The following is a 17546-nucleotide window of genomic DNA, read 5'->3' as shown; positions in this document are numbered from 1 at the left end:
CTTGTCGAAGGCGGGGCGCGGGCTTCGACAGGCTCAGCCTGAACGGATTCGTTCAATCCGCGAGGAAATCCTCGATCAGCTTCGCCACGCGCTGCGGTTGGTCGTGGTGCAGCATGTGGCCGGCATCGGCCAGCTGCTCGATGCGCACCGAGGGCACCGAGGCCAGCCGCTGGTGGAATTCCTCGAGCGTGTAGCGGTTCTTCCACCAGCCCTGGAGGCTGTCGTCGGCCGCTTCGATCATCAGCGTGGGCGCGGCAATGCGCGCATAGAGCGCGCGCACCTCGTCGACGCGGAAGATGTTGGCGTTGATGACCTTGTGCGCGGCCTCGCCGAGGATCTGCCAGCGCGCGCTGCCGTCGGGCTGCGCGCGGCTGGCCGACCAGTGGCTCGCAAGCCAGTCGGCCTTGTCCTGCGACAGCCGCGGGTTGGTCTTCATGAGCCGGCGCGCCACGCCGTCGACAGCCGAGTAGCCGGCGAGTTCGAGTTCGCCGCGGTGCAGCCGCTTGAGCTCGTCGATCCACTGGCCGTAGCGTGCGGGCGCTTCCTCGGGCTGGCGCGCGGGCATGCCGAAGCCCTCGAGGTTAACCAGCCGGCGGATGCGCTCGGGCCGCACGCCCGCGTAGTGCATGACGACGTTGCCGCCCATGCTGTGGCCCACGAGGTCGACCGGGCGCGCGGCTTCGCCTTCGCCCGCGTAGTGGTCGAGCAGCCATTCGAGGTCGGCCAGGTAGTCGGGCAGCCAGTAGTTGTCGACCCCGCCGCCATCGGTGAGGCCGAAGCCGCGCCAGTCGGGCGCGACGATGAAGCGCTCCTCGGCCAGCGCGTCGACCACGAACTGCCAGGAGGCGGCCACGTCCATCCAGCCGTGCACCAACACCAGCGGCGGCCGCTCGGCCGAGGGCTGGCCCCAGAGGCGCACGTGGTAGCGGAGGTTGCGCACGGGCACGAATTCGCTGCGCGAGGGACGGAGGGCGTGGTACATGGCTCCGATGATAAGGAGCCGGGTCGAAGCGCACAGTCCGCCAGACGACAGTGGCGTGACGGCCGCGCCGCTCGGGTTTGGCGCCACCGCCAGCGCGCTGCGGAGCCCGGCGGTACATTTCCGCGCATGCAAAAAATCAGACTCGGTCAGAGCGACCTTCACGTCACGCCCATCTGCCTCGGCACCATGACCTTCGGCGAGCAGGTCGACGAGCCCACGGCCCATGCCATCCTGGCGCGCTCGCTCGAGCGCGGCGTCGACTTCATCGACACGGCCGAGATGTACTCGGTGCCCACGCGCCAGGAGACCTACGGCGCGACCGAGACCATCATCGGCAACTGGTTCGCGGCCAACCCCGGCGCGCGCCGGAAGCTGACGCTGGCGAGCAAGGTCGCGGGCCCGCTGCGCAACACGCCCTGGGTGCGCGAAGGCGTGGGCATGACGGGCGCGGACATCGTGGCCTCGTGCGAGGCGAGCCTCAAGCGGCTGCGGACGGACGTGATCGACCTCTACCAGATCCACTGGCCCGAGCGCCATGTGCCGGCCTTCGGCAACATCTACTACGACCCGGCCAAGGAGGTCTCGCAGACCCCGATCCGCGAACAGCTCGAGGCGCTGGCCGGGCTGGTGAAGGCCGGGAAGATCCGCGCCATCGGCCTGTCGAACGAGACGCCCTATGGCGTGCACGAGTTCGTGCGGCTGGCCGAGGAGCACGGGCTGCCGCGCGTGGCGACGGTGCAGAACGTCTACAACCTCGCGAGCCGCGGCGCCGAGAACGGCCTCGACGAAACCATGCACCGGCTCGGCGTGTCGCTGCTGGCCTATTCGCCGCTGGCCTATGGCCTGCTGACCGGCAAGTACGACCAGAGCGGCATCACCGGCCCGGACGCGCCGCAGGAAGCGCGCATCACGCGCTACGAGTCGGTGCGCAAGCTGCGCTGGGGCCGGCCCGACGCGCTCAAGGCCGCGCGCCTCTACAACCAGCTCGCGCGCGACAACGGCCTCACGCCGGTGAAGCTCGCGCTGGCCTTCTGCTACACCAAGTGGCAGGTGGCGAGCACCATCATCGGCGTGCGCACGGTCGAGCAGCTCGACGAGGACATCGATGCCTGGGGCACGACGCTGTCGCCCGAGCTGCTGGCGCAGATCGACGCGATCCGCTGGGAGATCCGCGACCCTGCGGCCTGATCTTCTCGTTCAGCGCGCGCATTCGCCGCGCGCGGCCGCCAGCGCGAGCGCGGGCAGGCTCAGCAGGCCCATGTCGCCGCCCTTGAACTGGCCCTTCATGCAGTCGCCGTGCGCGGCGCCCGACAGGCCCGCGCTCAGGCGGCTGTCGAGCGCGGCGCGCGTGCCGGCCGGGTTCAAGTCCTGGTTGGCGCGCTCGGCGAACGAGGGCGTGCGATCGCTGTCGCGCAGGGCGCGGCGGGTGGCTTCGGAATTCAGGATCAGCGGGGCGGGCGGTGCTGCCACTGCAGCGGGCGCTTCGGCCGGGGCGGCGATGGCATCGCTCGGTGTCGGCTCGGGCCTTGTCGCGCTGCGTGTGGGCGTGGCCCGCACGCGTGCCGCTGCCGGGGCCGATGCCCTGGGCTCGACCCGCACCGGCGCAGCGCGCGGCTTCGGCACATCGACCCATGCGATCTCGACGACCCGCTGCACCGGAAAGACCGGCCGCGCGTGCGGCCGCGTCGCCACGAGCAGCAGCCACAGCACCGCCACGTGCGCGGCGACCACGGCCAGCACGAGCGCCGGCAGGAACAGCCGCCGCATCAGTCGCCCGCGTCGCTCCGCCATTCGAGCAGGTCGCCCGGCTGGCACCGCAGCGCCTCGCAGATGCGTTCCAGCGTGTCGAAGCGCACGCCGCGCACCTTGCCGCTCTTGAGCAGCGAGAGGTTCTGCTCGGTGATGCCCACGTGCTCGGCCAGTTCGCGCGAGCGCATCTTGCGCCGCGCCAGCATCACGTCGAGGTTGACGACGATGGGCATCGTTCAGACGAAGCCCGCGTTGTCGTCGGCCAGGCGCCGCGCCTCGACCATGACGCGCGCGATCGTCACCAGCACCGCGCCGAACAGGATGTGCAGGCCGTCGAACCACGAGAAGCTCAGCGCCAGGAAGCGCTGGCCCGGCGGATTGCCCAGGCTCTGCGCCACGGTCATGAGGCCGCGCGCGAGCGGCAGCAGCAGCGACAGCAGCAGCACGGCCCAGGCGAAGCGCATCAGCGCGTCTTGCGCGGCGGCGCCGAACACGCGGCCGTGGCGGTACTCGCCGAACAGCCGCCAGATCTGCCGCAGCGCGTACAGGCCGCCGCCCACGGGCAGCAGGCTGACCAGCGCGGTGCGCCAGCGCGCGGCTTCGTCGGGCGGCGGGCCGGGCAGGCCGAGGAAGCTCGCGGCGCCGAGGAAGCCGGTCCATTCCCAGCGGTGGGCCAGCAGCAGGAGCATGGGCTGCACGACGAGCAGCGCCGCGCCCGCGAGAGCCAGCGCCTGGACGACGCGGGCATGCCGCGCGAGATGAAGCGAGGGCGAGGCTGGCGTATGCTGCATGGCGCACCCATGTTGGTTGTGAATCGATAAAAGTTTATCGTAAAACAATAAGTTTTTTGCTGAAGCGCTCCTGAAGGGGTGCCGTCCTTACCGTTTGCCATGGCCAAGAAGAACGCCCACGTCTCCGAGACGCCCGCCACCCAGCTCTTGCGCGCCCACAAGGTCGCGTTCACCGAGCACCCCTACGAATACATGGAGCACGGCGGCGCCCAGCGCGGCGCCGAGATGCTGGGGCTCGATCCGTTCATGGTGATCAAGACGCTGGTGATGCAGGACCAGGACGCCAAGCCGCTGGTGGTGCTGATGCATGGCAACCGCACGGTGTCGACCAAGAACCTCGCGCGCCAGATCGGCGCCAAGTCGGTCGAGCCCTGCAAGCCCGAGGTGGCGCAGCGCCACAGCGGCTACATGGTGGGCGGCACCTCGCCCTTCGGCACCAAGCGCGAGATGCCGGTGTACGTGGAGGCGACGGTGCTCGCGCTGCCGCGCATCGTGCTCAACGGCGGGCGGCGCGGCTACCTGATCGGCATCGACCCGCAGGTGTGCGTGCAACTGCTGGGCGCGACGCCGGTGGAGTGCGCGCTGGCAGAATAGCCGGCTCCTGCGATTCGATCGTCGGCGCTGCGCGTCCCGCCCGGGGCGCATCGGCGCGGCGATGCGTCCCCCGAAGAACAACACCGATCCGCGGAGACCCGCCTTGACCTTTCACCTGCCTACCCTGATCGCCATCGTGGCGTCGTACCTGCTCGGCTCGCTGTCCTTCGCCGTCATCGTGAGCAGGGCGCTCGGCATGGCCGATCCGCGCAGCTACGGCAGCAAGAACCCCGGCGCGACCAACGTGCTGCGCTCGGGCAACAAGGGCGCGGCGCTGGCCACGCTGCTGCTCGACGCGATCAAGGGCTGGGTGCCGGTGTTCGTGATCCGCCACTGGGGCGCGCAATGGGGCCTGGACGACGGCGTGGCCGCGGTGGCCGGCGTGGCCGCCTTCCTCGGCCACCTGTACCCGGTGTTCTTCGGCTTCCAGGGCGGCAAGGGCGTGGCGACGGCGGCCGGCGTGCTGGTCGGCATCGCGCCCTGGCTCGGGCTCGCGACCGGCGCCACCTGGCTGATCATCGCGGTGTTCTTCCGCTACTCCTCGCTCTCCTCGCTGGTCGCCGCCTTCTTCGCGCCGGCCTACTACCTGATCGGCGGCGGCATCGCGTGGCCGCTGAGCCGCACGGCGCTGGTCGCCATCATCGTCATGAGCCTGCTGCTGATCTGGAGGCATCGCGAGAACATCCGCCGGCTCGCCGCCGGCACCGAGTCCAAACTGGGCTCCAAAAAGAAAAAGGACTGAAGGATCACCATGGGCACCATCACCCGCTTCCACGTCGGACCGCGTCTTTCCGAGACCGCGGTGCACAACGGCACCATCTACCTCGCGGGCCAGGTGCCCGACGACACCACGCAGGACATCCGCGGCCAGACCCAGCAGGTGCTGGCCATGGTCGACCGGCTGCTGGCCGAGGCCGGCAGCGACAAGTCGCGCATCCTCATGACGCAGATCTTCCTGGCCGACATCGCCGACATCACGGCGATGAACGAGGTCTGGGACGCCTGGATCCCGGCCGGCAACACGCCGCCGCGCGCGACGGTGCAGGCCAAGATGGCCAACGCCGGCTACAAGATCGAGATCGTGGTGACCGCGGCGCAGGCCTGATCGGGCCGCGCTTTCAATAGCGCTTCTCGAGCACCATCTGGTCGGCGTCGCGCCGCATCGAGAAGCGGTTGATGAAGCTGTTGCCCAGCAGCACGAAGGGCATGGACTGCGGCGAGACGATGGCCTCGAGGTCGTAGACCTCGACGTCGCCCACGCGCACCGAGCGCAGCCGCAGCAGATAGCCGGGCGCCACGCCGTTGGCGGTGTTGACCTGCACCGGCCGGCCCTTGCTGTAGTCGAGGCCGATGCGCTGCGCGTCGGCCACCGACATGGCGACCGTGGTCGCGCCGGTATCGAGCATGAAGGTGACCGGGCGATCGTTGATCAGGCCCTGGGTCATGAAATGGCCGCGGCTGTCGGCCGGCAGCACGATGCGGTTGCCGCTGCCGCCCGAGGGACCGCCGCCGCCGATGCTCACGGGCGTGTCCATGCGTAGGGTGACGCGCTTGCCCTCGGACTCGACCACCGCCTGCTCGGACTGCAGCGAGACCAGCTTCACGCCCTGGAAGGTTTCGCCCACCGCCACCGTCTTGGGCGCGCTGCCGTTGACGATCAGGATCGCGCGGCTGCCGATGGTGCCGGTCAGCATGACCGAGTCGGCCGCCTGGGCCGACGGCGCCGCCACCGCGGCCAGAACGAACGCGGCGACGGCGAATGCCTTCATGGGCCGGGGCTCAGTCGCGGAAGTTGTTGAAGGACAGCGGCGTATCGGGCACGTCCTTCTTGATCAGCGCCATGGCGGCCTGCAGGTCGTCGCGCTTGGCGCCGGTGACGCGCACCGCGTCGCCCTGGATCGCGGCCTGCACCTTGATCTTGCTGTCCTTGATCAGGCGCTGGATCTTCTTGGCGATGTCGCCCTCGATGCCGTTCTTGATCTTGATGACCTGCTTGACCTTGTCGCCGCCGATCTTCTGCACGTCGCCCTTGTCGAGGAAACGCACGTCGACGCTGCGCTTGGTGAGCTTGCTGCGCAGGATGTCCTCGACCTGCACGAGCTGGAACTCGGCATCGCCGGTCATGGTGATTTCCTTGTCCTTGAGCTCGACGGCAGCCGCGGTGCCCTTGAAGTCGAAACGGGTGGCGATTTCCTTGGCGGTGTTCTCGACGGCGTTCTTGACCTCGGGCAGATTGGGTTCGCAGACGGTGTCGAAAGACGGCATGGGCTCTCCTCAGATGTCACGGTAGCTGGATGCGACAATTCTCCCATGATCGTGGAGCACAACGTCCCGCTGCAGCCGTACAACAGCTTCGGCATCGTCGCGCGCGCGCAGCACTTGGTGCGCATCGCGAGCGAGGCCGACCTGGCCGCGCTGCATGCCGACACCGAATGGCGCGATGCGCCGCGTTTCGTGCTGGGCGGCGGCAGCAATATCGTGTTGACCGGTGACGTGAAGCCGCTGGTCCTGAAGGTGGAGATCCAGGGCCGCCGGCTGGTCGAGGAGACCTCGCGCGCCTGGATCGTGGAGGCCGGCGCCGGCGAGGTCTGGCACGACACCGTGCAGTGGACCCTGGCGCAGGGCTACCCGGGGCTCGAGAACCTCGCGATGATCCCGGGCACGGTGGGCGGCTCGCCGGTGCAGAACATCGGCGCCTATGGCGTCGAGCTGCAGGACCGCTTCGATTCGCTCGATGCCTTCGATCTGGAAACCGGCCGCAGCTTCACGCTCGATGCGGCGCAATGCGCCTTCGGCTACCGCGATTCGGTGTTCAAGCACGTGCGCGGCGCCGGCGGCGCCAACGATTTCGGCCTGGCGGGCCGCGCGCTGATCACGCGCGTGCGCTTCCGGCTGCCCAAGCCCTGGAAGGCGGTGGCGGGCTACCTCGACCTGGAACGCAGGATGGAGGAAACCGGCAACTTCACGCCCGATGCGAACGACATCTTCGACTGGATCTGCGCCATCCGCCGCGCCAAGCTGCCCGACTGGCGGGTGCTGGGCAACGCGGGCAGCTTCTTCAAGAACCCGACCGTCACGCCCGAGCAGTGCGCCGACATCATCGCGCGCGAGCCGAAGATCGTGCACTACCCGATGGACGACGGCAGCATCAAGCTCGCGGCCGGCTGGCTGATCGACGCCTGCGGCTGGAAGGGCAAGTCGGTGGGCAATGCCGGCGTTTACGAGAAGCAGGCGCTGGTGCTGGTCAACCGCGGCGGCAACGAGAACCCGGTGACCGGCGGCGAGGTGATGACGCTGGCCAAGGCGATCCAGACCAGCGTGTACGAGCGCTTCGGCATCCGGCTGGAGCCCGAGCCTGTGGTGGTCTGACCCGGCATCGTCCCGGCCTGGCCGCATGGATCTCGACTTCCTGCACCTGAACTACCGCCGGCGCATCGCTGCGCTGGTGTGGCTGCGGCGGCTCGTGATCGTGGCGGCGATCGCCGCGCTGGTGTTCTCGCGCGGGCGCTGGTGGAGCGTGGCGCTGGGATTCATCGGCACCGGGCTGCTGGTGGCCGTGATGGGCTGGTTCGAGACCAGCCTGCGCCGCCAGTTCATCCGCGAGGCGCGGTTGCCGCCCTTCCTGGTCCACAAGCTGATCGCGGCCCATCCGCAGCTGAGCCGGCGCGACGCCGAGCTGGTGCTGCGCGGCCTGCGGCAGTTCTTCATGGCGCACCTGCGCAGCGGGCGCAAGTTCGTCGGCATGCCCTCGAAGGTGGCCGACACCGCCTGGCACGAGTTCATCCTCCATACCCAGGGCTACCAGCACTGGTGCCAGGCGGCCTTCGGCGGCCTCTTGCACCACACGCCGGCCGAGGTGCTGGGGCGCGACCCCAAGCGCAACGACGGACTGCGCCGCAGCTGGTACTGGGCCTGCAAGGAGGAGAGCATCGATCCGCGCAAGCCGGCGCGACTGCCGCTGTTGTTCGCGCTCGACGTCAAGTTCGGCATCGAGGGTGGCTTCAACTACGTACCCGACTGCCGCGACATCGACCGGCAGGCCGGCTCCGATGCCCATTGCGGCACGAGCTTCGGCGAAGGCGGCTCGTCGAGCGGTGGCTGTGGCGGCGATGCGGGCGGCTTCGGCGGCAGCGAATCGAGCAGCGGCGATGGCGGCGGCGGGGATTCGGGCGGTGGCGACGGCGGCGGCTGCGGTGGGGGTTGCGGGGGCGGAGGCGGCGGGGACTGATCGGCCTCGCGCTGGATGCACCCAAGAAAAAAGCAGGCGCGAGGCCTGCTTTTCTTGTTGGGGCTTGGAAAGGCTTACTCGCCCTTGCCGCTGTCGTCGTTCGTGAGCTTCGGCAGCGCCGCGCCCTGGCTCGAGGCCAGCAGGCCGGTCTTGGTGTAGATGCCGAGCTTCTCGCGCGTGTCGACGATATCGAGATTGCGCATCGTCAGCTGGCCGATGCGGTCCAGCGGCGTGAACGCGCCCTCGACCTTTTCCATGCTCAGGCGCTCGGGCTTGTAGGTGAGGTTCGGCGACTCGGTGTTGAGGATCGAGTAGTCGTTGCCGCGGCGCAGCTCGACCGTGACCTCGCCGGTGATCGCGCGCGCCACCCAGCGCTGGGCGGTTTCGCGCAGCATGATGGCCTGCGGGTCGAACCAGCGGCCCTGGTAGAGCAGGCGGCCCAGGCGGCGGCCGTGGTCGCGGTACTGCTCGATGGTGTCCTCGTTGTGGATGCCGGTCACCAGGCGCTCGTAGGCGATGAACAGCAGCGCGAGGCCGGGGGCCTCGTAGATGCCGCGGCTCTTGGCCTCGATGATGCGGTTCTCGATCTGGTCGCTCATGCCCAGGCCGTGGCGCCCGCCGATGCGGTTGGCCTCGAGGATCAGCTCGACCAGGTTGGGGTAGCTCACGCCGTTGAGCGCGACCGGCACGCCTTCCTCGAAACGCACCGAGACGGTTTCGCGCTTGACCTCGACCTCGTCCTTCCAGAAGGCCACGCCCATGATCGGCTGCACGATCTGGATGCCGCTGTTCAAGTGCTCGAGGTCCTTGGCTTCGTGCGTGGCGCCGAGCATGTTGGAGTCGGTCGAGTAGGCCTTCTCGGCCGACATCTTGTAGGCGAAACCGGCCTGCTGCATGAAGGCCGACATTTCGGCGCGGCCGCCGAGCTCGTCGATGAAGACCTGGTCGAGCCAGGGCTTGTAGATCTTCAGGCTCGGATTGGTCAGCAGGCCGTAGCGGTAGAAGCGCTCGATGTCGTTGCCCTTGTAGGTGCTGCCGTCGCCCCAGATGTGGACGTCGTCTTCCTTCATGGCCGACACCAGCATCGTGCCGGTGACGGCGCGGCCCAGCGGCGTGGTGTTGAAGTAGGTGACGCCGGCCGTCGTGACGTGGAAGGCGCCGGCCTGCAGCGCGGCCAGGCCTTCGTTGGCGAGCTGCGCGCGGCAGTCGATCAGGCGCGCGTTCTCGGCGCCGTAGAGCATCGCCTTGCGCGGGATCTCGTCGTAGTCGGGCTCGTCGGGCTGGCCGAGGTTGGCGGTGTAGGCGTAGGGGATCGCGCCCTTGTTGCGCATCCAGTGCAGCGCCGCGCTGGTATCGAGGCCGCCCGAGAAGGCGATGCCGACCTTCTGGCCGGCGGGAACGTTTTGGAGGATGGTCGACATGCTGGGAGGCTCCGTGCGGTTCAGCCGAAGTGGCAGATGTAGCTGTAGGGCTCGCCGCTCACGCGGATCTGGAAGCTGGAGTTGCCCGGAACGTCGAACTTCTGGCCGGGGCCGGAAGCGATCCACTCGGTGGTGCCCGCGAGCTGGTATTCGCAGCTGCCGGCGGTGCCTTCCATGATCTCGGGGGCGCCGGTGTTGAAGGTCAGGGTGGACGGCAGGATCACGCCGACCGATTTCTTCGTGCCGTCGGCCAGCGTGAGGCTGTGGCTCACGCACTTGCCGTCGAAGTAGACATTGGCCTTGGTGGCCACAGCGGCGCTGTTCAGGGTGTCGGTAATCGTCATGGAATGGCGCCGGCGCCGGGGGCGTTCGGCTGGTCGAGGACGGCACCGCGCAGGCGGCGCACCCCTCAGGGGTTGGAGAAGTCCTCGATTTTAGGGGCTTGGCCGGCGGCGCCTGGCCGGCCGGCCCCCTCAGCGGTGCCAGCCGTGGTAGCCGCCGCCGCGCCAGCCGCCGTAGCCGCCGCGGTAACCGCCGTAGCCCCGGTAGCCGCCGCCCCAGCCACGCGAGTAGCCGAGGTTCAGCGAGATGCCGACCGGCGGGTAGACGTAGGGCTGCGGATAGGCATAGGCCGGCTGCACGTAGACCGGCGCCGGATAGACCGCGGCCGGGTAGGCGGGCTGGGCATAGACCGGGGCCGGCTGCGTGCCCGACACGACCACGCCCGGCTCGGGCACGACGTCGTCCCAGGGCGAGCCCGTGGCGTACTGTTGGCCTTGCTGCTGCGGCGGCGGTTGCTGCGCATAGCCGCGGTTGTCGGTTTCGACCGGGTAGGGCGTGAGCTGGTTCTGCGGCGTCACCGGCGCGGTGGTCACGCCGTAGGCGTTGGCCTCGACGGGGATGGTGGCGCCCGGCTGGTAGTCGGTGCGCGTGGTGTAGCGGCGGCCGTTGTACTCGTAGGTGACGTTGTAGCTGGTGCCGGCGCCGTCGCGCACCGGCGTGGCCGAGAGCACGCGCGCCTGCACGGTCTGGCCCGACTGGGCATGGACCAGGCCCGCGCTGGCGGCGAGGACGCCGGCCAGCGAGAGGCCGAGGACGGTACGGATGGTCTGGGTATTCATGTTGGAGACTCCTGCGGATCGGACGCGGTGCGCTGCGAGGGGAGCCCGGCTGCGCCCCGGTCCGGGTTCGACGCCGGCCCGCCAGGCGGGTTCCGGCATTTACACGGCGTTCACAGCACGGTTTTCACAGTCGCTTACAGCGTCCTGGCCCATTGTTCGGCGTCGAAACCGGCCGTGATGTCGGCCTGGCGCGCCTTTTGGTGCCAGTCCACCACCGGCCGCTTGATCAGGCTGGGATTGGCGAGCAGCACGGCGCGCGCCGAGGCGGCGTCGACCACCGATTCGCGCGTGGCGTCGTCGAGCTTGCGCCAGGTGGTGCCGCGGCGGTTGACCAGCGTTTCCCAGCCCAGCGCGGCCAGCCAGCGGTCGAGCTCGGCCTCGGGCACGCCCTGTTTCTTGAAATCGTGGAAGCCGTAGGCGATGTCGTGGTCATCGAGCCAGGCGCGGGCGCGCTTGACGGTGTCGCAGTTCGGAATGTGCGGAGAAAAGACCCCCGTATTTGCACTTTTTATCATTTTCTACAGTGACTTCATGAACTCAGTGCTGACTTCATTTGCAACTTTAAATCACCGGCATAAAATATATGAGAAGCTACTTATTTTTTGCACTTTAATGAAGCTTGAGACCGCTGGCTCACTCGTCATTGTGTCTACAGGGCAAGGGGCCGTGCACGGGCCGTTCACCCTCTACGTCAACGAGCGATATGACAACCCCAATTCAAAGGCGGCTGCCTCACGAGCGTTGAGGGTCCTTTTGCGCGTGGTCGATGCGTTCGGTATCAACCTAGCTGCACGGGCTCTGGACGGGCTGTGCCTTTTAGAAGGCGAGAAAAAGGCGCTGGTCCAACTTGCCCATTACTCGATCGAGAGCATCGAGACGATGACCGATAAGAAGGTCCGAACCATTGCCCTGGCTCAAGCCAGGGTTGATGTTTCTAAGATCAAGAATGCAGTGGCACCGAATACAGCTGCCAAGCAACTGGTTCAAATCGCGGACTTCTTGGCTTGGTACCACAGGAAAGTCCTCGAACCCCGCATGCCACTGTCGTCAGACATTACAGAGGCGCTCAGACGGCAGTTTGAGTTGTGCGCGCAAGAGCTTGCGAGAGCCGTGGCGAGTACCAAGTCGGCTCATCCCCACAAGATTCGTTCGGTTCCATCTCAGCTCTTCTTGGAGATCTATTCGATAGCCTTTCTAAGGGCAACTGATCTGTTCAGGACAAAAGGAGGGAGGGAAGGCGGCAACCTGAAACGCGACCGAGCCATGATTCTTTTGGCCGCAGAAGGGATGAGGCCTGGCGCGATCGGGAACATTGCACTTGCAGACTTCAAATGGCCAAGCGGCAGTGAGCGTGGATACATCGTAATCAAGGACAACACTGCCAGGCGGATTAACGAAGTGACAACTGCCACACCGAAGCAGAAAGGAACGGGCAGCCGGCAGAACTACAACTCCGAAATGACAATGTCGATCTGGCCTACGACTGCCCAAGCCATTCAAGAATACATCGCGGTCGAAAGGGAGGCCGTTGCGAGGCGCACTCTAACCAACAGGTCTAGAGGGTTCCTATTCTTGGCCGAGCATGGGGGGCCGATCACCGACCGCGGAACGATCGGCACGGTGTTCAGGCGCGCGGGGTCAGGACTTCAGCGGCTTGGTTTACTGGCCAAGGATCCGAAGGACCCTTACCTTGAGGGTGAGCAGTACAACTTCTCTGCATATTTGCTGCGGCACTCGTCAGCTTCTTTGTTCTATTCCAGCAAGACCCGCGAGATGAAAGGCGAGGTTGTAGAGGATCTGATGAAAATGAGATTTGGCTGGGCGAGAGAGAGCGGCATGCCTAGGCTATATGCCCAGCGGGCCTTGAGCGATGCAGCAAGTTTGACGGTAGACGATTTCGTCGACTCCCTGATGGCAGCGTCGCGAGAGAGGCGAAGGACGAGCGATGGTGGAAGCTAGGCTATGAACACCATGCGTAAAGCTATTGGCAACACGCTCGCAGAGTGGAGAGAGGACGAGCCGCTGCGCTGGGCCATGCGAGAAACCAAGGGGCAGGGCAAACACGCCGTCGAGGAAGAGTTCATTGTCGACTTTACGGCGCTCCTGGCGGGCTATAGCCAAGCGTTCCTACTTGCTCTAAAAGACGTCATTGTGGATAGGCGGCTGCGGGTCTCTTTACGGACTGTTGAGATTGAGCAAGGTCGAATTCGCCGCCTGTTTGAAATCTGTCACGACCACTTTGCAGATGTTTGCAAGCAGCAGGCGCTCGCAGCAGTTCAATTTGACCGTGTTAGCTCGGACTTCCTGCTGGGCTTGGCAGCGGTCAAAAGCAAAATTCCGGCCGCTTACCTGAAAGGGCTTCGATCCCTGTTTGTGGCTAACCGCCAAAACGGCGCGCTTTTCTCATCAGATCTTCAACTCGGCGATTTTCCAACCGGAGAGAACAACTCGGGTGAATGGGGCCAACTCAGAAAGAACGTGTTGGTCAGCGCGATGAGTCGTTCGGCGCTTGTACAAATCCTCAACATCACCGAGGCTGCCTTTGCCGCAGGTGAACTGAGTCTCGGACGCTACGCCTTCAGTCGCCTCCTTCTAAGTCGGGCTGCCCGCCCGGAAACCTATCGGGTGCTCCGGTGCAAGGACCTGCGAGTGGACACGAGCAGTGGAGTCAAGTCTTACTTTCTTGATCTCACGATCCCGAAAACGAGAATGGCAACGCGACCACGGGCCACGGTTTCCATCCATCGAGAGGTTGGTCAGTTGCTTGAGAAACAACGCGAGGCCGTAGCGACGCGGCTTCGATATCTTGTTGAGGTTAGAAATGCCTTGCTCAGCGATGAACAGCGCGATGCATCTCGCTACACCATTGGCGATCTACCACTCTTCCCGACCCACGCAAAGCAAATGGACGAGGCGACCAATGCCCGCCTCGGAATGTTGGCCAGCACGAATTCGTTCAACGGCAACTATGTCATGCCGCTCAGGAAAATGACCGGCAAGGTGCTCACATGCACCGCGATGCGCCATACCTTGGGTACCCAGATGGCCATTGCTGGATGTTCGTCAACCACGATCGCAGCAGTCTTACTTCATGCCACCAACGAAACAGCCAAGGTCTACGTGGATTTGATTTTTGAGGGAGCCATCGATGAACTCAGCGACTCGATGGAGGACGCGTTTCTCGAGCACTTCCCAGTGTTCAAAGACTTTGTATCGGAGCGGGATATCGCCGAACCCGCCAAGCGAGTTCAATCAGAGTCATTGGATCGGACATCGTGGAAGACTACAGGTGAGTGCGGACGCGATCGGATCTGTCAGTACGCGCCCATCGTCTGCTACGAATGCCCCAAATTCAAACCCTGCTACGACGTGGACCACACTATAAACTTGGATGTGGTTCATGAGGAGATCAATGCAGCTCGGTCCGGAGGACTCCAGCGTCAGACCGATATAAAGCGCTATTCGCACATCGCGAATCGCATCCGCATTGTGATCAACGTGTGCGAACTGAAGCAAGCGGCCATCGCTGCCGAACAGAGCCAAGCGAAAGAGCAGCCATGAACCGGATGACGGATCTAGCGATCATCCGACGCGCGGATGCATTGCAGGCCCTGGCAGAAAAGCGCCGACAGGACATGAAGCGGCGCTGGCCTGAGGTCGACTTCGATGCTGAAATCTGGCCGATCAAGACTCTTTACGACACCAGGCTGCTTGATGTGCGGTTCGGCCCCACGATCGCCAACTTTGCCGGCAAGGATGACAGCTATGTGCTGGCCCTCCGGTGTCTGATTGCCTCGGCTGCGCTCGAAGGCAAGAGCAAATCATGGCAACGCGGTTTCGAAGCATGGCGGTTGCTCGCGACTTCTCCAGTGTCGATGTCGGCCCTGCATCGTCAGCACCTGCATAGGCTTGAAGCGGATGAAATCGAGAAAGCGACTCCGGAATCAGCATCGGCATGTTCACAAAGATTGGGTCTTCTGAGCCGCCAGCTCGATGAACTGGCCCGAGAAGGTGTAGTCGATCGTCTCATGTGGAACCCGAGTATTGAAGCCAAGGGTGCGCTTCGTAAGCTAACGCAGCAGCAACGGAAGGCCTTCCAAAATGCCAAGGGCGGGGTCCTCGACCGACAGATTGAAGCCTTGTCAGAGGCTACGGCGGCAATGTTGCGAGGGGACCGCCGGCTCAGCACAGCGGATCGATCTGCGATCGCCGTGGCCAACATCCTCATGTGCGCGCCATCGCGGATCAACGAACCGTTGACTTTGAAGATCAGTGACCGATATACCCTTGAGAATTTCGTGGAACGTGTCTCGGATCAAGCTAGTAGCGACGATCTATACCGAGCTCATCAATTGCTGTTCATGAAGGGTAGCAAAGGGGCTCAGGCTTCGGCTAAGCCCATCCTTAATTTCATGATCGACTTGACCGAGCAGTGCTGGCAGATTTTGCTCGACCACGGAAAACGCTCGCGTGCAATCGTCGCATGGTACGAACTGCATCCTGACCAGCTTTACCTGCCGGCGGTGCTCGATCACCTCCGAGGCAGACCTCTCTCGGCAAGAGAAATCTGGCAGATTGTCAACGTGACAGCGGAAGAGCCTACCCACACCGATCTGACATCTACCTATCAGTCCATCTTGCGACCGCTCAACAAGCCAAAAGACGGCACTGTGCCGGTCGAATTCGTTGAGATTGACAATCCTCGGAGCACTCGAAACGACGGATACAAGAATGGAATCACAAAATTGCAAGCCCTGCCGTGGCAGGCTGTTGAAACTCTTCTCCTGAAGCAGGTGAAAAGCCGCCTGGCTCGATTGCGCAAAGTGACGCCGCTCACCCGGTATGAGGGGGTACTCAGCGAGATGCTGATGCTCGTGGATAGGGATCAGACACCCTACCTGCCGCAGGCATGGGACGACAGGGCCATTCGAGACCGTCTCAAGCAACGGGGTGGGAAACGCCAGGCCGACCCTTGCGTTTTCATCAAGCTTGGTCTTCGGATGACGCAGGGCAACAAAGAGGTCAACTGCTATTTGGAGCCACACGACACGCGGCGGTGGCTGACCTCGCAAGCACTGTTGGCTAGCGAGCGGTTGAGCGATGTACTGATCAACAAATGGGCGAATCGCCTATGCGTCGGTCAACTCGACCACTACGATTTCCGGACTGACGAGCAAAAGGCCGACCAAGCTGCCATGCCAGCGCCAAGGGAACTTGTTGAACTCAGCAAAGGGTTGCAAGCATTGGAGGGGCTGGAGTCACAGTACGGATTATCGGCACAGGTCGTGGTTGCCCATGGTGAAGGTATCGCCGTGACGAGCCTTGAGGAAATTTGCCAAGCTACCGATGACCGGCCTGTTGCTCGAACGGGCGGTCAACTCATCATCCTGTACCCCACTCGATTCGGCATGTGTTTGCACCAGCACCATGAGACGCCTTGTCGTTCATACAGTTGTCCTGGATGCGACAACCAGGTTGCGGTCAAGGGACATATGCCTACGAATGAAGAATGGCGAAAGGAAGCTGAGTTGACGAATCGCAGTATCGTCAACCAGTTGCAAAACCTCCTCACTGCACGCAACCGAGGCATCGCTGACGACCTGGAAGCTCTGGACGCCCATCTGCTGACCTTGATCGGGAAGGGGCTGGATCCTCAAGCTATGACCAGTGACCTCATTCAGAAATTCCATGAGGTCAAGGATCGGATTCGCGATCCAAACTTCAAGCGTTCACTGGAACGAGCATTCGTTGCAAAAAACGTAGTTGCGCGGCTAGATGATCCCGAGGTCACCAGTGGCGCGTTAATCAAATACCACAACGCTAGCCAGCATTCCGCTCCTGGGCATGAGCGCGCCATTGAAAGCCATTTCGGCACTCGTGAAGCGATGGACCGCCAAAGCGAAACTTTCTATAAAGAGCATAGTGAATTCGCTCCCGCGCAGCTGGGCTTGAGGGATGAGGGCCATCTGCTGGCAGATAGCAAGGATGGCGATGAGGATGTCTATGAGCAAGCCGCCTGAGAAGACCAAGGGCATGCGGGGTCGCAAGGAGTTGCTAACAGAGGACCTCGCGCGGAGGATCGCGCTGATGATCGAACAGTTTCCTGACGCCCACATCGCAGTCACCTGGGAAAATGTGATTGCGCAGGTAAAACGGCGATTTGGACATGAGTTTCACCGAAATCCGCTATCCCAAAAAACGTGGGATGGTCGCAAGATCATCGCTGAAGCATATAACGAAGCCAAAGACGTCCAGCGGCGTCTCCTTAAGGAGACGGCGCCAAAGTATGCAGACAATCCGCGCTCGCGGCTGAGGGAGATCATTGCCAAGCTTCAAGCTGAGAACTTGGCCTTACGCGAACAATTGAACAAGGTCCGAGCGCAGCAATACGACGAGCTCTATTCTTTGCTGGATCTCCGAACGCCATTGCATCAAGTGGTGGCATCCAGGCATGCTCACAAGCCAGATCTCGACAAGACCGAAGGGCTGGAGCAAACCGGGGACACCGTTGTATCGCTCGCAGATGCGAAGGCCACCCGGACGCCAAGCAAGAATCCGTAAGCAAGCAGAGTGATGCATCCAGCACCAGAGTCCGGTGATGGTGTTTGAGCAACCCATGATGGCTTGAAGGAAGCAATGCTCGCCAGGCCAGCTTGGTGA

Annotated in this window: 20 protein-coding genes; 10 read left to right on the top strand and 10 right to left on the bottom strand. The window is 64.2% G+C overall.

The window, feature by feature from the left end; all coding sequences use genetic code 11:
• Window positions 1–52 precede the first annotated feature (52 nt).
• Window positions 53–982, bottom strand: a complete 930-nt coding sequence (locus R0232_RS25955; RefSeq protein ID WP_431509946.1) for an alpha/beta fold hydrolase — start codon at window positions 980–982, stop codon at window positions 53–55.
• 126 nt (window positions 983–1108) lie between these two features.
• On the opposite strand from R0232_RS25955, the gene R0232_RS25950 reads away from it, so the two are divergent.
• Window positions 1109–2170, top strand: a complete 1062-nt coding sequence (locus R0232_RS25950) for an aldo/keto reductase (protein WP_431509945.1) — start codon at window positions 1109–1111, stop codon at window positions 2168–2170.
• A gap of 9 nt (window positions 2171–2179) precedes the next feature.
• Here R0232_RS25950 and R0232_RS25945 read toward each other — a convergent pair whose 3' ends face one another.
• From R0232_RS25945 to R0232_RS25935, 3 genes are read right to left on the bottom strand one after another with little or no spacing between them, the layout of a single operon-like run.
• On the bottom strand, window positions 2180–2773 hold the full coding sequence (locus R0232_RS25945) for a hypothetical protein (protein ID WP_431509944.1): 594 nt from the start codon (window positions 2771–2773) through the stop codon (window positions 2180–2182).
• Window positions 2749–2964, bottom strand: coding sequence for a helix-turn-helix domain-containing protein (locus R0232_RS25940; protein ID WP_431509943.1), 216 nt, complete (start codon window positions 2962–2964; stop codon window positions 2749–2751). Before R0232_RS25940 ends, R0232_RS25945 begins: the two co-directional genes overlap by 25 nt.
• Window positions 2965–2967: 3 nt before the next feature.
• The gene (locus R0232_RS25935; protein WP_431509942.1) at window positions 2968–3522 is read right to left on the bottom strand and encodes a DUF2975 domain-containing protein; all 555 of its coding nucleotides are present in this window, start codon (window positions 3520–3522) and stop codon (window positions 2968–2970) included.
• Between the two features lie 99 nt (window positions 3523–3621).
• On the opposite strand from R0232_RS25935, the gene R0232_RS25930 reads away from it, so the two are divergent.
• From R0232_RS25930 to R0232_RS25920, 3 genes are all read left to right on the top strand, one after another.
• Window positions 3622–4116, top strand: a complete 495-nt coding sequence (locus R0232_RS25930) for an aminoacyl-tRNA deacylase (RefSeq protein ID WP_398500789.1) — start codon at window positions 3622–3624, stop codon at window positions 4114–4116.
• A 103-nt stretch (window positions 4117–4219) separates the two neighbouring features.
• Complete coding sequence (plsY, locus tag R0232_RS25925) at window positions 4220–4858, top strand: glycerol-3-phosphate 1-O-acyltransferase PlsY (RefSeq protein WP_093340229.1); 639 nt, start codon at window positions 4220–4222, stop codon at window positions 4856–4858.
• A gap of 9 nt (window positions 4859–4867) precedes the next feature.
• Complete coding sequence (locus R0232_RS25920) at window positions 4868–5221, top strand: RidA family protein (RefSeq protein WP_093340227.1); 354 nt, start codon at window positions 4868–4870, stop codon at window positions 5219–5221.
• 13 nt (window positions 5222–5234) lie between these two features.
• On the opposite strand, the gene R0232_RS25915 is transcribed toward R0232_RS25920, so the two are convergent.
• Window positions 5235–5885, bottom strand: coding sequence for a retropepsin-like aspartic protease family protein (locus R0232_RS25915; RefSeq protein ID WP_208507903.1), 651 nt, complete (start codon window positions 5883–5885; stop codon window positions 5235–5237).
• A 10-nt stretch (window positions 5886–5895) separates the two neighbouring features.
• Complete coding sequence (locus tag R0232_RS25910; RefSeq protein WP_093340224.1) at window positions 5896–6381, bottom strand: YajQ family cyclic di-GMP-binding protein; 486 nt, start codon at window positions 6379–6381, stop codon at window positions 5896–5898.
• A 45-nt stretch (window positions 6382–6426) separates the two neighbouring features.
• On the opposite strand from R0232_RS25910, the gene murB reads away from it, so the two are divergent.
• Complete coding sequence (gene murB, locus R0232_RS25905) at window positions 6427–7485, top strand: UDP-N-acetylmuramate dehydrogenase (protein ID WP_208507904.1); 1059 nt, start codon at window positions 6427–6429, stop codon at window positions 7483–7485.
• A gap of 25 nt (window positions 7486–7510) precedes the next feature.
• Window positions 7511–8344, top strand: coding sequence for a glycine-rich domain-containing protein (locus tag R0232_RS25900; RefSeq protein WP_431509941.1), 834 nt, complete (start codon window positions 7511–7513; stop codon window positions 8342–8344).
• A gap of 74 nt (window positions 8345–8418) precedes the next feature.
• Here R0232_RS25900 and argG read toward each other — a convergent pair whose 3' ends face one another.
• The 4 genes from argG to R0232_RS25880 all read right to left on the bottom strand — a co-directional run bounded on the left by argG (window position 8419) and on the right by R0232_RS25880 (window position 11401).
• Complete coding sequence (gene argG, locus R0232_RS25895) at window positions 8419–9765, bottom strand: argininosuccinate synthase (RefSeq protein ID WP_093340219.1); 1347 nt, start codon at window positions 9763–9765, stop codon at window positions 8419–8421.
• A gap of 20 nt (window positions 9766–9785) precedes the next feature.
• Window positions 9786–10109, bottom strand: coding sequence for a pyrimidine/purine nucleoside phosphorylase (locus R0232_RS25890; protein WP_093340218.1), 324 nt, complete (start codon window positions 10107–10109; stop codon window positions 9786–9788).
• Window positions 10110–10238: 129 nt separating this feature from the next.
• On the bottom strand, window positions 10239–10886 hold the full coding sequence (locus R0232_RS25885) for a hypothetical protein (RefSeq protein WP_431509940.1): 648 nt from the start codon (window positions 10884–10886) through the stop codon (window positions 10239–10241).
• Between the two features lie 134 nt (window positions 10887–11020).
• Window positions 11021–11401 carry an arsenate reductase gene (locus R0232_RS25880; protein ID WP_431509939.1) on the bottom strand — a complete coding sequence of 127 codons (381 nt, stop codon included), beginning with the start codon at window positions 11399–11401 and terminating at the stop codon, window positions 11021–11023.
• Between the two features lie 16 nt (window positions 11402–11417).
• Between R0232_RS25880 and R0232_RS25875 the strand changes: the two genes are divergently transcribed.
• The 4 genes from R0232_RS25875 to R0232_RS25860 are packed head-to-tail and all read left to right on the top strand — an operon-like array spanning window position 11418 to window position 17447.
• On the top strand, window positions 11418–12845 hold the full coding sequence (locus tag R0232_RS25875) for a hypothetical protein (protein WP_431509938.1): 1428 nt from the start codon (window positions 11418–11420) through the stop codon (window positions 12843–12845).
• 3 nt (window positions 12846–12848) lie between these two features.
• The gene (locus R0232_RS25870) at window positions 12849–14447 is read left to right on the top strand and encodes a hypothetical protein (protein ID WP_431509937.1); all 1599 of its coding nucleotides are present in this window, start codon (window positions 12849–12851) and stop codon (window positions 14445–14447) included.
• Window positions 14444–16906 (top strand): hypothetical protein, encoded by a 2463-nt coding sequence (locus tag R0232_RS25865; RefSeq protein ID WP_431509936.1) that lies wholly within the window; start codon window positions 14444–14446, stop codon window positions 16904–16906. The genes R0232_RS25870 and R0232_RS25865 overlap by 4 nt, the downstream gene beginning before the upstream one ends.
• Window positions 16890–17447, top strand: a complete 558-nt coding sequence (locus tag R0232_RS25860) for a hypothetical protein (RefSeq protein ID WP_431512959.1) — start codon at window positions 16890–16892, stop codon at window positions 17445–17447. Before R0232_RS25865 ends, R0232_RS25860 begins: the two co-directional genes overlap by 17 nt.
• The last annotated feature ends 99 nt before the right edge of the window (window positions 17448–17546 follow it).

It is taken from the genome of Variovorax sp. DAIF25 (assembly GCF_050711835.1).
Lineage (GTDB): Bacteria > Pseudomonadota > Gammaproteobacteria > Burkholderiales > Burkholderiaceae_C > Variovorax.
Note: the sequence above shows the minus strand (reverse complement) of the source record. Positions and strands in the feature narration are given on the sequence as shown.

Excerpts from the sequence above, each read along its gene's own strand:
- R0232_RS25955 (WP_431509946.1), bottom strand. The coding sequence starts at position 982 with ATGTACCACGCCCTCCGTCCCTCGCGCAGCGAATTCGTGCCCGTGCGC.
- R0232_RS25950 (WP_431509945.1), top strand. The coding sequence starts at position 1,109 with ATGCAAAAAATCAGACTCGGTCAGAGCGACCTTCACGTCACGCCCATC.
- R0232_RS25945 (WP_431509944.1), bottom strand. The coding sequence starts at position 2,773 with ATGGCGGAGCGACGCGGGCGACTGATGCGGCGGCTGTTCCTGCCGGCG.
- R0232_RS25940 (WP_431509943.1), bottom strand. The coding sequence starts at position 2,964 with ATGCCCATCGTCGTCAACCTCGACGTGATGCTGGCGCGGCGCAAGATG.
- R0232_RS25935 (WP_431509942.1), bottom strand. The coding sequence starts at position 3,522 with ATGCAGCATACGCCAGCCTCGCCCTCGCTTCATCTCGCGCGGCATGCC.
- R0232_RS25930 (WP_398500789.1), top strand. The coding sequence starts at position 3,622 with ATGGCCAAGAAGAACGCCCACGTCTCCGAGACGCCCGCCACCCAGCTC.
- R0232_RS25920 (WP_093340227.1), top strand. The coding sequence starts at position 4,868 with ATGGGCACCATCACCCGCTTCCACGTCGGACCGCGTCTTTCCGAGACC.
- R0232_RS25915 (WP_208507903.1), bottom strand. The coding sequence starts at position 5,885 with ATGAAGGCATTCGCCGTCGCCGCGTTCGTTCTGGCCGCGGTGGCGGCG.
- R0232_RS25910 (WP_093340224.1), bottom strand. The coding sequence starts at position 6,381 with ATGCCGTCTTTCGACACCGTCTGCGAACCCAATCTGCCCGAGGTCAAG.
- murB (WP_208507904.1), top strand. The coding sequence starts at position 6,427 with ATGATCGTGGAGCACAACGTCCCGCTGCAGCCGTACAACAGCTTCGGC.
- R0232_RS25900 (WP_431509941.1), top strand. The coding sequence starts at position 7,511 with ATGGATCTCGACTTCCTGCACCTGAACTACCGCCGGCGCATCGCTGCG.
- argG (WP_093340219.1), bottom strand. The coding sequence starts at position 9,765 with ATGTCGACCATCCTCCAAAACGTTCCCGCCGGCCAGAAGGTCGGCATC.
- R0232_RS25890 (WP_093340218.1), bottom strand. The coding sequence starts at position 10,109 with ATGACGATTACCGACACCCTGAACAGCGCCGCTGTGGCCACCAAGGCC.
- R0232_RS25885 (WP_431509940.1), bottom strand. The coding sequence starts at position 10,886 with ATGAATACCCAGACCATCCGTACCGTCCTCGGCCTCTCGCTGGCCGGC.
- R0232_RS25880 (WP_431509939.1), bottom strand. The coding sequence starts at position 11,401 with ATGATAAAAAGTGCAAATACGGGGGTCTTTTCTCCGCACATTCCGAAC.
- R0232_RS25875 (WP_431509938.1), top strand. The coding sequence starts at position 11,418 with ATGAACTCAGTGCTGACTTCATTTGCAACTTTAAATCACCGGCATAAA.
- R0232_RS25870 (WP_431509937.1), top strand. The coding sequence starts at position 12,849 with ATGAACACCATGCGTAAAGCTATTGGCAACACGCTCGCAGAGTGGAGA.
- R0232_RS25865 (WP_431509936.1), top strand. The coding sequence starts at position 14,444 with ATGAACCGGATGACGGATCTAGCGATCATCCGACGCGCGGATGCATTG.
- R0232_RS25860 (WP_431512959.1), top strand. The coding sequence starts at position 16,890 with ATGAGCAAGCCGCCTGAGAAGACCAAGGGCATGCGGGGTCGCAAGGAG.